Source organism: Faecalibacterium sp. DFI.5.82, from assembly GCF_029076575.1.
Classification (GTDB): domain Bacteria; phylum Bacillota; class Clostridia; order Oscillospirales; family Ruminococcaceae; genus Faecalibacterium; species Faecalibacterium duncaniae.
Map to the genome: position 1 here is coordinate 1 of NZ_JARFIS010000016.1, position 12,331 is coordinate 12,331.

Here is a 12,331-nt window from a genome sequence, read left to right on the forward strand (position 1 = left end):
GTCCTGTGTGAATTACTTTGTTTGGAATTGTTTAACGTGTTTTTCCAACACGAAAATAGGTTCCGTTACAAGTTTTTCGATATTGTTCAATTTTCAAGGTCCTGTGCGCCTCAGCCTTAGCGGCTGATAGCTTATACATTTTAGCACGTTTGTGTTAGAATGTCAAGCACTTTTTTGAAGATTTTTTGAAGTTCTTAGAAGAACCAATCGACCTTCGTCACTTTTCATCCGTTTTTTCTGAAGCGTTCGTGTCAGACATCCGCCTGACAGTAATATATTCTAGCACAGACTCAGACAAAAAGCAAGCCCTTTTTTTACATTTTTCAAGAAAAGCCCTATTTTCTTTTGCACGGCTCATTCCAATAGCCGCTCCCGCATTTTGCGCAGGATCTTGCGCTCCCGCCGGGAGATCTGTACCTGCGTGGTATGCAGCACTTTTGCCGTCTCACTCTGGGTGCGGTTGGCATAAAAACGCAGACGGATCAGGAGCCGGTCCTCTTCCGGCAGACTTTCCAGCACCTCGGCCAGGCCGATCTTATCCGCAAGTTCTTCCTCCGGGGATTCCACCGGGATATCTATCTGCCGGTCACTGTTCTCCCCTTCCGGGGTCAGGCTCAGGGCGGGCTGTGCAGCCTGGATCGCAAGCGTGATGTTCTCCACGCTCTCCCCCAGCTCTTCTGCCAGTTGAGAAAGGGTCGGCTCGGTGCCGCAGAGCTTCCTGTGATGTTCCCGCGCCGCATTGACCCGCAGCCCCAGTTCTTTTAAGGAGCGGCTGACCTTGACTGTGCCGCCCTCCCGGAAAAGCTTTTTGATCTCGCCCAGGATCACTGGCACTGCATAGGTAGAAAAGCAGACCCCGCGTCCTTCATCAAAGCCGTCGGTCGCCTTGACCAGCCCCATACAGCCCGCCCCATAGAGATCATCGTATTCAATGCCCCTGCCCCGGAAGCGTCCGGCACAGGCGTGTACCAGCCCGAGGTTCTGTTCAATGAATGCACTGCGCCGGGTCTTGTCCGTTACCATGGTATTCCCTCATTTCCTTTTATGTAGAGGGCTTTTCCTCCAGATGCTTTGTCAGAATGACCCGGGTGCCCCGGCCGGGAGCGGAGCGCACACTGACTTTATCCATAAAGCTCTGCATGACCGCAAAACCGAGACCGGAGCGCTCCTCCGGGTTGCCGGTGGTGAAGAGTGGCTCCATCGCTCTGGGGATATCCGGGATGCCGACCCCTTTGTCTGCGATCACGATCCTGACCACCCGCCCCGGATAAACGGAGACTGTCATGGTGATGGGCCCCACCCGGTCGGGGTAGGCGTGGACGATGCAGTTGGTGACGGCTTCGGATACCGCCGTTTTCAGGTCAGCCAGCTGGGGCACAGTGGGATCATACCGGGCCAGAAAAGCCGCCGCCGCACCGCGGGCATACGCTTCGTTGACGCTGAGGGAATCAAATTGGATCCTGGTCGTGTTTTCCGCTTTCATCTTCATTCCTCCTGTCCTGCATCCGTGCAGGGGATATTGGCCAGCCGCAGAACGCGGCGCAGCTGCTCCGGGGCGTGCTGGATACGCAGGGTTCCGCCCAGACTGCGGGCGCAGCGCTGGCGGCCCAGAATCAGCCCCACCCCGGACGAATCCATAAACCCAACCCCGCCCAGATCGAGCACCAGTGTTTTGGGGGTGCGGGCCAAAAGGGCATCGTCCAGCTGGATGCGCAGGTTCTGTGCGGCATCGTGGTCGATCTCACCTGCCAGATAGGCATAGAGCAGATCGTCCGCCGCACTGAATGTAACTGTTGCCATTTTCTGTCCTTTCCTTGCGTGAATCGCTCAGGCTTGTCCGGCCTGCCAGAGGCTTCCCCTTTCCGGAAGGGCGGCAGAGCGAAGCATAGCCCGAGCGGTTTCCTCTAAACCAAAATAAAAGAGCCTGTACACGTTTTCATCAGTGTACAGGCTCTTTCGGGCATATTTTAGAAAAGGGTGTCGCTTACTTTTCAGCCAGCAGATCGGCAGCTTCCAGTGCGATGGCTTCGCCGCCGCAGATCAGCAGGCCGCGGCGGCTGTTGGCCCGGGCAAGCTCCACGGCTTCGGCCAGGCTCCCGCAGAGCTCGGCATCAAAGTGGTAGCGTGCCTTTTCCAGCAGGCGCTCGGTCATGGCGGCATCCGTACCCGCCGGGGGAACGAGGAACACCTTATCAAAGGGATTCTCGCTCATGCCGGGCATGGTGGTACGGTCTTTTTTCTGGGTCTCAGCCGTCAAGCCGCTTTCCAGCGCGGAGAAGAAGGCCTCGGCTCCTTCTTCCTCTGCCAGGCCGATGACAGCGCTCAGGTGGCGCACCTTGGCCATGTTCAGGACGCGGAGCAGGGCAATGGCCTGCTGCGGGGTGCGGCAGGCATCCAGCACCACCAGCGGGCGCTGGGAAAGGACCCGGATGCTGCTGCGGTTCTCCACAGCGGCCAGACCTTCCAGAATGGCTTCATCGGGGATGTCATAGCCCTTTTTGCAGAGAGCCAGGGCCAGCTCCACCGCAATGGCTGCACTGCCCGCCGCGTGACGGCCCAGGAAGGCCAGCGGCACGGTATAGCCGCCGTAGTCCACACGGCTGGCAAACTTTTCGGCTTCGAGGAAGGTGATGTCATCGGAGTCCGGCACGACCAGCTCACAGTCTGCCTTACCGGCGGCCACGATGAGCTCACTGACCACAGCCTTGGGCTGCTCAGGCGCGGTGACGCAGATGCTGCCCCTGCGCATGACACCGGCCGCCAGCGCGGCGGAGCGCTCCAGTGAGGCGCTGATGCCGTCCGGGCCGATGGAGGTGACCGCACAGACCGGCATCTTGGGCAGGGCCTCGGCAAGCCCCGCATCGGGCAGCTCCACCACGGCCAGCGCACAGCCTGCCTCGCCAAAGCAGCGGGCAGCGGCAGCCAGCTCGGCGGCAGCACGGGGCAGGGTCTCCCGGGCGCTCAAGGTCTCGGCGGCCTGTGCAAGCAGCTCCGGTGCCACAGGCTCCCCATTCACCCGGATGCGGGCAGAGAGCGGCTCACAGCCTGCGTGGTAGCTGCCGGTAACGAGGCCGGCAGCCCTGAGCACCGCCGCCGTGAGGGCGGCGGCAGTCGTTTTGCCAGCCGTACCGGCTACGCCCAGATAATCCACCCGGCCTGCCTTAGCAGAGAGGGCTTCCTGCAGCTGCCGGGCCGGGGCAAAGCCCTCGGGCAGAGATGCAAAATAGGCATTTGCCTGTTCAATGGTCATTGCGTCAAACCTCGTTTCGATGTTGATAGAGAATGATGCACATCCGGACAAGCCCCAGCAGGATGAGCCCCACCAACAGGCCGGTCATCACTCCGGAAAAGTCGATCCAGATATCGGTGACCTGGCCGCTGCGGCCCGGCACAAAGAGCTGGATGGTCTCATCGGTCAGGGCTGTGAGCAGGCCGCCCAGTATGGGCCAGGACACATGCTTGAAGAAGTGCCGGGTGTACACCCGCAGGCAGAGCATGAGCAGGAAGCCTTCCAGCAGATACTCGCAGAAATGCGCCAGCTTGCGCACAATGTGCATGGTGAGCCGGTCAGCGGCACCGGGAAGCCCCAGATGCCGCAGGATGCCCTGCAGTATCCCCAGTACCCGGCCGCTGGCCCCCTCGGACACATCCGCGATCTGCAGAGAGTTGGAGAAGATGAACACGATGCAGCCGATGAGGGCAAAAGTAAAGATCACCCGCCACGCGATGAGCCACGGGGAGGTGCGTTGATTCTGTTCCTGCATCCGCTTAGCCCAGAGCCTTGATGCTCTGCTCGATGTTGGCCAGCTTGCTCTGGCTGTTGGTGCGCTTTGCACGGATCTCTTCCACCAGAGCGGCGGGGGCACGCTCCACGAACTTGGGGTTGGCCAGCTGGTTCTCAAACATGGCCAGTTCCTTCTCGGCCTTGGCCTTTTCCTTGTTCAGGCGGGCCAGCTCCTTCTCGCGGTCGATCAGCTCCATCATGGGGATAAAGCCGCGGGCGGTGTGGGTGGACACCTGCACCATGCCATCGGTGCTGCCCTCGTACTTTTCCGTAAAGGTCACGTCGGTAGCAAAGGCAAACTTTGCCAGATAGACCTCTGCATTCCGGAAGGGAGCGGGATCAGCCGTCTCGATGATCATACTGGTCTTTTTGGCAGGATGGACATTCATCTCGGTGCGCATGGTGCGGACTGCCTTGATGTAGTCCATGACCTTTTCAAAGGCTTCCTCTTCCTCGGCCCAGTTGTGTGCCTCGTCAAAGGTGGGCCAGCTCTGGGTCATAATGGTCTCGGCGGAGCCGGGCAGGGCCTGATACAGCTCCTCCGTGATGAAGGGCATGAAGGGATGCAGCAGCTTGAGGGCCTTGTCCAGCACATACACCAGCACACGGCGGGCGGTATCTGCCTGCTCTGCATCGCCGGAGTTCAGGCGGGGCTTTGCGATCTCGATGAACCAGTCGCAGTAGACATCCCAGATGAAGCTGTTGATCTTGGCAGCGGCCAGCCCCATCTCGAAGTGGTCGAGGTTGTCGGTCATGGCACCGGCCACCTGATTCAGCTTGGTCAGCACCCACTTGTCGCTCATGTCCAGCTTGCTCTCCTCGGGCAGGCCGGGCTGGAAGTCCTCGGGCAGGTTCATCAGGACAAAACGGGTAGCGTTCCACAGCTTATTGGCAAAGTTGCGGGCAGCCTCCACCTTCTTTTCGCTGTAACGCATATCGTTGCCGGGGGTGGAGCCGTCCAGCAGCATGAAGCGCAGTGCATCCGCGCCGTACTGGGCAATGACCTCCAGCGGGTCGATGCCGTTGCCCAGGCTCTTGGACATCTTGCGGCCCTGGCTGTCGCGGACGATGCCGTGGATGCAGACAGTGTCGAAGGGAGCCTTGCCGGTGTAGGCCAGGCCGGAGAAGATCATGCGGCTGACCCAGAAGCCGATGATATCATAGCCGGTGACCAGCGTATTGGTGGGGTAGAAGTACTTCAGGTCCGCGCTGTCCTCGTTGGGCCAGCCCAGAGTGCTGAAAGGCCACAGAGCGGAGGAGAACCAGGTATCCAGCGTATCGGGGTCCTGGGTGAAGTGGCTGCCGCCGCACTTGGGGCAGGTGCAGGGCATCTCTTTGGCGACCACGGTCTCGCCGCAGTCATTGCAGTAGAAGGCCGGGATCTGGTGGCCCCACCACAGCTGACGGCTGATGCACCAGTCGCGGGTGCCCTTCATCCAGTTGAGGTAGTTCTTGGTAAAGCGCTCGGGCACGAACTTGATCTCGCCCTTCTCCACGCTCTCGATGGCGGGCTTTGCCAGCGGCTCCATCTTAACGAACCACTGCTTGGAGACCATGGGCTCGATGGTGGAGTGGCAGCGGTAGCAGGTGCCGACCTCGTGCTTCAGGGGCTCGATCTCCTTCAGGAAGCCGCCCTCCTTCAGGTCTGCCAGAATGGCCTTGCGGGCCTCGAGGGTGGTCATGCCGGCGTACTTGCCGCAGTCCAGCACCTCGGGCTCGTTCACGGTGTTCTTGCCTGCGGCAAACAGTGCATCGGCAGCGGCCTTATCGGCAGCACCGGTCATGTGGCCGTCGTAGGTAAACACCCGGACGATGGGCAGATTATGGCGCAGACCCACTTCAAAGTCGTTGGGGTCGTGGGCGGGGGTGATCTTGACGACACCGGTGCCCTTGGTCATATCGGCGTGCTCGTCGCAGACGATGGGGATCTCCTTGTTCAGCAGGGGCAGGACAACATGGCAGCCGTGGAGATGGGCATAGCGGGGGTCCTCGCCGTTGATGGCAACAGCGGTATCACCCAGCATGGTCTCGGGGCGGGTGGTTGCCAGCTCCAGCATCTCACCGGTCTCCTTGACCGGGTAGAGCAGGTGCCAGAAATTGCCGTCCTTTTCCTCGTACTCCACCTCGGCATCCGAGATGGAGGTGTTGCAGTGGGGGCACCAGTTGACCATCCGGTTGCCGCGGTAGATCAGGCCCTTGTCGTACAGGCGCACGAACACTTCCTTGACGGCATCCGAGCAGCCCTCGTCCATGGTAAAGCGCTCCCGCTGCCAGTCACAGCTGGTGCCCAGCTTTTTCAGCTGGCTGACGATGCGGTTGCCGTACTTGGTCTTCCAGTCCCAGGCGCGCTCCAGGAAACCGTCGCGGCCCACCATCTCCTTGGTCAGGCCCTCGGCACGCATGGCCTCCACGACCTTGGCCTCGGTGGCGATGGATGCGTGGTCGGTGCCGGGCACCCACAGGGCGGCATAGCCCTGCATCCGCTTGGTGCGGATGAGCACATCCTGCATGGTGTTATCCAGCGCATGGCCCATGTGGAGCTGGCCGGTCACGTTCGGAGGGGGCATGACGATGGTGTAAGGCTTCTTGTCGGGGTCTGCTTCCGTGTGGAAGTAGCCGCCGTCCTGCCAGAACTGGTAGATACGGTCTTCCACCTGGCTGGGATCGTACTGTTTTGCGAGTTCTTTCATTGTATCCTCCCAAAAATGTGATGAGTGGGACGAAAAAAGCCGCCCCACGGAACGTTCCATGGGACGGCTGTAAACTACATACCGCGGTACCACCCAAATTGCACCGGCTGCAAACACAGCCCGTGCCCCTTGATGCCCCGGTAACGTGGGGCAGCTCCGAGGGCGGCTACTGGCTTCACCGCCCCTGCTCAAAAGCGACAGTGCGCAGCGCTTACCTGCCGGGCTCTCACCTGCCCCCGGCTCTCTGCAAGGCGGTTTGCCGCGCACACTCTTTCTCGTTGCATTTATACAAAGAATATAACGTTTTTTTGGCGTTTTGTCAATATGCTCCGAGAACTTCCTGCTTCAATCTGCCGATCAGCCGCTCCATTAGGGCCACCCGGTTGAAGGGGGTCATCAGGTAGAGGCCGTCCGCATACGGCAGGGCGGCCTTTGCCATTTCCAGCGAGATGGCAAGCCCCAGCTCCTCGCCCTGGGCACGGTCGAGCCCGGCAAACTTTTCAATGATCCAGTCCTCCACATGGATGCCGTTGATCTCGTTCTCCATGAAGATGGCGTTGCGCTGGCTGACCACCGGCATGATACCGGCCAGGATCCTTGCATCGGCCCCCAGCGTCTCCCGGGACTTTTTCAGGTTTTCCACCGCCTGTGCCGAGAGCACCGGCTGGGTCAGAAAGCCGCTCATGCCGTTTTCCAGCTTCTCCTTTGCCCGGCGCAGCTCCACATCAAAGTTGCGGGCGTTCAGATTCAGGGCACCGAACACGGTCATGGGGCCGGGCATCTCCCGGCCTTCCCCTGCCAGCGAGACGATGTATTGGGCCAGCTTGCGGGAGTTGAACTGGTAAACGTTCTTCACCTCGTCCCGCTCTGCCGTGGGGATGGGGTCACCGGTGATGGCCAGCACCTCCCGCACGCCCTCGGCGTACAGGCCCAGCAGCAGGGCCTTGGTGGCGTTCAGGTTGCGGTCACGGCAGGTCATGTGGGGCAGGGTGCACAGCCCCAGCTCCCGGTGGACCCGGCAGGCCACCAGAGAGGAATCCATCCGGGCCTGTGCAATGGGGCAGTCGGCAATGGTCAGCAGGTCAGCGCCCGCCGCCTGCAGCTTTTTTGCCCCTTCCAGATAACCGGTCAGGTCCGCATTGCGGGGAGAATCCAGCTCAATGGCAATGACCTTTTCCCCTGCGTTCAGCTTACGCAGAAAAGCATCCTCGTTTTCCACCGTCTGTTCCTTCACGGTGGAAAACTCTTCTGCCGGAGCCGTTTTTTTCACCACGGGCAGGCTGTCCAGCTCCGCCCGCAGTGCGGCAATGTGGGCGGGGGTGGTGCCGCAGCAGCCGCCCAGGATCCGAACCGTGCCCTCGGCGGCCAGACGGCCCAGCTCCCTTGCAAAGTACTCCGGCCTGCCCTGATACTTCACCTGCGTCCGGGTGACAACGGGATAACCCGCGTTGGGCATGACCGACAGGGGCAGCGTGCCCCCCAGCTGCTTTGCCAGTGTGCGCATGGCACCGGGTGCCGACACGCAGTTCAGGCCCACGGCATCCACGATGCCGCTTTCCTGCATCCGCCGGGCAAGGTCTTTGCAGTACATGCCCTCCCGGGTGTAGCCGTCGGGCAGGACCGCAAAGGACACCAGCACAAAGGCATCCGGCACTTCCGCCTTGATGGCCCCCACGGCATCCAGAATGCCCGCATCGGAGCTCAGGGTCTCAAACAGGAAATTCCTGGCCCCCAGCGCCGCAAACTGCTTTGCCACAGCCGTATATACCTGCCCCGCCGGAACCGCCTCGGTATCCGGAGCCGGGCCGAGGTCGGCAAAAACAGCGGCACCCGTCTCCTCTGCGGCCTGCACAGCCAGCTGCCAGCCTGCCTGCGCCAGCTGTTCCCAGCCGGGCGCGTGTGCCGCCGCCAGCCGGGGCAGGCTGAAGGTATTCGTCTTGACGGCATCAGCCCCTGCCGCCAGATACTCCCGGTGGACAGCCAGCACCCCCGCCGGGTCGGTCAGGTTGGCCTGCTCGCACTCCACCCCGGGAGCCGCCTTATAATAAGTACCCATGGCACCATCAAAAAGCAGGGGGCGGGTCTGTAACAGTTCGCGGATGTCTTTCATAAAATGTCTCCTTTTCCCTCAGTTCCCTCTTGCGAATATAAAAAAATTCAGGTATAATTTTGTTATGAAAGCGAGGTGTATTTTCATGCCGAAGATTCGTTCCAGCGCAGACCTGCGCAACAACTACAATGATATCTCTACCTTCTGCCACACCTACGCAGAGCCGGTGTTCATCACCAAAAACGGCAAGGGCGATCTGGCCGTGATGAGCATTGAAACCTACGAAGAGCTGGCAGGCCGCTTTGAGCTGTATTCCAAGCTCCAGGAAGGTCTGGACGATGTTGCCGCCGGACGCGAGCGTCCACTTGATGAAGTAATGGCTGACCTGCGAAATCGGAGGAATCGCCGATGAGCTACTATATTCACGTCACTGATGCCGCTGAACGAGACATTCAGGAAGCTTACGACTATATTGATCTGACCTTAAAAAATCCCATCGCGGCTGATTTTCTGACAGAAAGTGTTGGAACCAGTTTACAGAAGCTCGATCGTTTTCCTAATCAGAATCCTGTTGTCCATGACCCGTTTTTGTATGGCCTTGGCATTCACTTTATCATTGTTCAAAACTATATGGCTTTTTATCAAATCGAGGAACCCGCTCAGGTCGTCCACATTCTCCGGTTCCTCTATGGTAAAAGCAACTGGGTCTCCATCCTCAAAACCGACTTCAGCGCAGAATAACCTTCCACTCCCCGGGCTCCGGGGAGTTTTTTTGTTGCTCTCTTCCTTCAGTTTAATAAAGTTTCGCCTCTTGTCAAGCGTTTTTTCGTGCCACAGCTTGCAGGCAGGGCAGTTTTGTGCTATCCTATGCGTAACTTTTACATGTGAGGAGAGATGTATCATGCGCCATGCAGGCACACAAACGATCGAAACGGAGCGGCTACTTCTGCGCCCGCTGACCCCGGAGGATGCCCCCATGATGTACGCCAACTGGGCCAACGACCCGGACGTGACCCGCTGGCTGCGATGGGAGCCCCACAAAAACGTGGACGAGACCCGGGAACTGCTGGCCGCATGGGCACTGCTCTACCCCAATGGAGATTACTACGAGTGGGGCATTGTGGAAAAGGCCACCGGGCAGGTGTTTGGCTCCATCAGCGTGTTCACATCCAGTTCCGCCGAGCCGGAGCGTGACCCCTGGCCCGGCTTCGACCACACGAACAGCGTGTGGGAAGTGGGCTACTGCATCGGCAAGGCCTGGTGGAACAAAGGCTTTACCACCGAAGCGCTAAAAGCAGTTGTAGAATACTGGTTCAAAAATACAGATAGCAGCTGGCTGGCCTGCTGCCATGCGTTTGAAAATCCTGCCAGCGGCCGGGTCCAGCAGAAAGCCGGCTTTGTCTACGACCACGATGCTGTCTACCACAAATTTGACGGCACACCGGTTGCCTGCAGGTGCTACGCATTGACAAGAGAACATTACGAAGAACTGAGAGGTTTATTTTGAGCGAACTTTATGACATTTTAGTAGAAACGCCCCCCACAAAGGTCATCTTACTGGCCCTGGATCAGGGGCTTTGGGACTGTGAGCGCAGCCTGAACGAGCTGGCTGCACTCTGCGAGGCCAACCACATGGAGGCTGTGGCATCCGTGACCCAGAAGCGGCAGACCCCCGAGACCGGCATCGTGCTGGGCAGCGGCAAGCTGGAGGAGGCCGCCGCTGCCGCCGCGGAGCTGGGTGCCGAGTGTGCCGTGTTTGACGGTGAGCTAACCGGCAGCCAGATCCGCAACATCTCCACGGCGCTGGGCGGCATGGAGGTCATTGACCGCACCATGCTGATCCTGGAGATCTTCCGCAGCCGCGCCGTGACCAACGAGGGCAAGCTGCAGACCGAGCTGGCGCTTCTGCGCTACCGTCTGCCCCGCCTGCAGGGAATGGGCGAGAGCCTGAGCCGCCAGGGCGGCGGTGGCGGCGGCGGCGGTGGTGCCCGCCGTGGTGCCGGTGAGACCAAGCTGGAGCTGGACCGCCGCCACGTCCACGCCCGCATCGACGCACTGGCCGAAAAGCTGGCCGAGATGGAAAAGCGCCGGGGCGAGAGCCGCAAGGCCCGGGCCAAGACCGGGATGCCGGTGGTCAGCCTTGTGGGTTACACCAACGTAGGCAAATCCAGCCTGATGAATGCCCTGTGCGGCCCCAGCGTGGCCGAGGCCGACATGCTGTTTGCCACCCTGGACCCCACCAGCCGGAAGCTGGTGCTGCCCAGCGGCATGGCCGTTCTGCTGGTGGACACGGTCGGCTTTGTCTCCCGTCTGCCCCACAATCTGGTGGAGGCTTTCAAATCCACGCTGGAGGAAGCCGCATGGTCTGATGTCATCGTGCGGGTGGCGGACGCGGGCGACGACCAGCGGGAAGAGCAGCTGGCCATTACCGATGAGGTCCTGGACGGGCTGGACTGTGCCGACATCCCCCGTCTGACCGTTTACAACAAGTGTGACAAGCCCAATGCCCTGAACTTTGACCCGGACATCCTGTTGACCAGCGCCAAGACCGGCTACGGTCTGGATGCCCTGCTGAAAAAGCTGGACGAGCTGCTCAGTGACCGGGTGCACACCATCCGGGTGCTGCTGCCTTATGATAAGCTGGGCCTGGCCGCCCCCATGCGGGAGCGGGGCAGCGTGCAGGTGGAGGAATACCGGGAGGACGGGCTTTATCTGGAAGGCATCGTCAAAACCGAGGACCTGCACTGTTTTGAAGGATTCTTGGTTTAATAAAGGGAATCGGCCGTTGGGGAGCTTTCCCACGCAAGTGATACGGGGCATTCCATCCCCCGCCCAACTGCCTGACGGCAGTCGGGTCCCACCCTCCGGACACTTGCTTTGGGAAACTCCCCGCCGTCCTATCGTCTCGAACAAATAAAAAAATCCCCTCTATACACAAAAACCCGCCTGGCAGCGGGTTTTTGTGTATAGAGGGGTGGGAAAGTATATAAAGTTGGGAATCGCAATTCAAATGCAGGCACTTGAGAAACAACGTGTTTTGCGCAGTCTTCGGCGCTTACCGTGCCCTGCGATATGTATTATACGCTTTTTTCTTTTCTTGTCAAACAAAATTTTTGACATTTGCTTTAATTTAGCACTTTACATTTCGATCAAAACTTTATATAATTAACACAGAAAACACAAAAGCGAGTTTTTCCGCAGTTTATGCGATTACGACAACAGTAAAACTTTACTTTCAAAAATTTTTGTACAATTCAACAAAAATATAAAAGGAGACCTTTCTCATGGACGATTTAGACCGCAAGATCCTCTCCCTTCTCGCAAAAAATGCCCGGATGCCCGTCAAGGAGATCGCCGAGCAGGTGGCACTGACCAGCCCGGCTGTTTCCAGCCGCATCCACAAGCTGGAGACCGACGGCATCATCAGCGGCTACACCGTGGTGCTGAACCGCCCGGCAGACCGTGTCTATGTGGATGCGCTCATCAGCCTGTCCGTCACACCCAGCCACCGGGACGAGCTGGTGGAGCTGATGCAGAACAGCAAGGAGGTGCTGCAGTGCTACCATGTCACCGGTGCCTACACCTTCCTCATCAAGGTCAGCTGCGGCAGCATGCCCCAGCTGGAGCACCTGATCCTGCAGTTCCAGAAGCTGGGCACCACCAGCACCCAGATCATCCTTTCTACTCCGGTCAACCATGGTGATCTGGAAGCACTGCAGCTGTAAGCCGTTCACAGAACTGTTACAGCTGCTGTGCAATCTTCCGGCCTTCCGGGCCGTATTCCTGATACAAGGCCGCTGTTCAGCG

The 12,331-nt window shown here is 59.4% G+C and carries 12 protein-coding genes and 1 other annotated feature; of the genes, 5 read left to right on the forward strand and 7 right to left on the reverse strand.

Annotated elements, in window-relative coordinates; genetic code table 11:
* Positions 1 to 354: 354 nt before the first annotated feature.
* From P0G09_RS14885 to P0G09_RS14915, 7 genes are all read right to left on the reverse strand, one after another.
* On the reverse strand, positions 355 to 1,023 hold the full coding sequence (locus tag P0G09_RS14885) for a sigma-70 family RNA polymerase sigma factor (RefSeq protein ID WP_117477378.1): 669 nt from the start codon (positions 1,021 to 1,023) through the stop codon (positions 355 to 357).
* Between the two features lie 19 nt (positions 1,024 to 1,042).
* The gene (spoIIAB, locus tag P0G09_RS14890) at positions 1,043 to 1,483 is read right to left on the reverse strand and encodes an anti-sigma F factor (protein ID WP_035395071.1); all 441 of its coding nucleotides are present in this window, start codon (positions 1,481 to 1,483) and stop codon (positions 1,043 to 1,045) included.
* Between the two features lie 2 nt (positions 1,484 to 1,485).
* On the reverse strand, positions 1,486 to 1,800 hold the full coding sequence (locus P0G09_RS14895; protein WP_005936547.1) for an anti-sigma factor antagonist: 315 nt from the start codon (positions 1,798 to 1,800) through the stop codon (positions 1,486 to 1,488).
* Between the two features lie 184 nt (positions 1,801 to 1,984).
* Entirely contained in the window at positions 1,985 to 3,250 is a 1,266-nt protein-coding gene (locus P0G09_RS14900) for a folylpolyglutamate synthase (protein WP_275253045.1), read from the reverse strand.
* 4 nt (positions 3,251 to 3,254) lie between these two features.
* Positions 3,255 to 3,764, reverse strand: a complete 510-nt coding sequence (locus P0G09_RS14905) for a VanZ family protein (RefSeq protein WP_098923192.1) — start codon at positions 3,762 to 3,764, stop codon at positions 3,255 to 3,257.
* A gap of 4 nt (positions 3,765 to 3,768) precedes the next feature.
* A complete protein-coding gene (locus tag P0G09_RS14910) occupies positions 3,769 to 6,474 on the reverse strand; it encodes a valine--tRNA ligase (RefSeq protein WP_275253046.1) in 2,706 nt (901 codons plus the stop codon).
* A gap of 56 nt (positions 6,475 to 6,530) precedes the next feature.
* Positions 6,531 to 6,762, reverse strand: a binding site (T-box leader).
* 31 nt (positions 6,763 to 6,793) lie between these two features.
* On the reverse strand, positions 6,794 to 8,584 hold the full coding sequence (locus P0G09_RS14915) for a bifunctional homocysteine S-methyltransferase/methylenetetrahydrofolate reductase (protein ID WP_275253047.1): 1,791 nt from the start codon (positions 8,582 to 8,584) through the stop codon (positions 6,794 to 6,796).
* A gap of 85 nt (positions 8,585 to 8,669) precedes the next feature.
* On the opposite strand from P0G09_RS14915, the gene P0G09_RS14920 reads away from it, so the two are divergent.
* The 5 genes from P0G09_RS14920 (at position 8,670) to P0G09_RS14940 (ending at position 12,249) form a co-directional block, all read left to right on the forward strand.
* Positions 8,670 to 8,936: a type II toxin-antitoxin system prevent-host-death family antitoxin gene (locus P0G09_RS14920; protein WP_207697827.1), complete on the forward strand. Its 267-nt coding sequence runs from the start codon at positions 8,670 to 8,672 to the stop codon at positions 8,934 to 8,936.
* Positions 8,933 to 9,265, forward strand: coding sequence for a type II toxin-antitoxin system RelE/ParE family toxin (locus P0G09_RS14925; RefSeq protein ID WP_275253048.1), 333 nt, complete (start codon positions 8,933 to 8,935; stop codon positions 9,263 to 9,265). Before P0G09_RS14920 ends, P0G09_RS14925 begins: the two co-directional genes overlap by 4 nt.
* A 160-nt stretch (positions 9,266 to 9,425) precedes the next feature.
* The gene (locus P0G09_RS14930; RefSeq protein WP_275253049.1) at positions 9,426 to 10,031 is read left to right on the forward strand and encodes a GNAT family N-acetyltransferase; all 606 of its coding nucleotides are present in this window, start codon (positions 9,426 to 9,428) and stop codon (positions 10,029 to 10,031) included.
* The gene (gene hflX / locus P0G09_RS14935) at positions 10,028 to 11,293 is read left to right on the forward strand and encodes a GTPase HflX (RefSeq protein WP_275253050.1); all 1,266 of its coding nucleotides are present in this window, start codon (positions 10,028 to 10,030) and stop codon (positions 11,291 to 11,293) included. Before P0G09_RS14930 ends, hflX begins: the two co-directional genes overlap by 4 nt.
* A 515-nt stretch (positions 11,294 to 11,808) precedes the next feature.
* Entirely contained in the window at positions 11,809 to 12,249 is a 441-nt protein-coding gene (locus P0G09_RS14940; protein ID WP_097771813.1) for an Lrp/AsnC family transcriptional regulator, read from the forward strand.
* Positions 12,250 to 12,331: the final 82 nt, after the last annotated feature.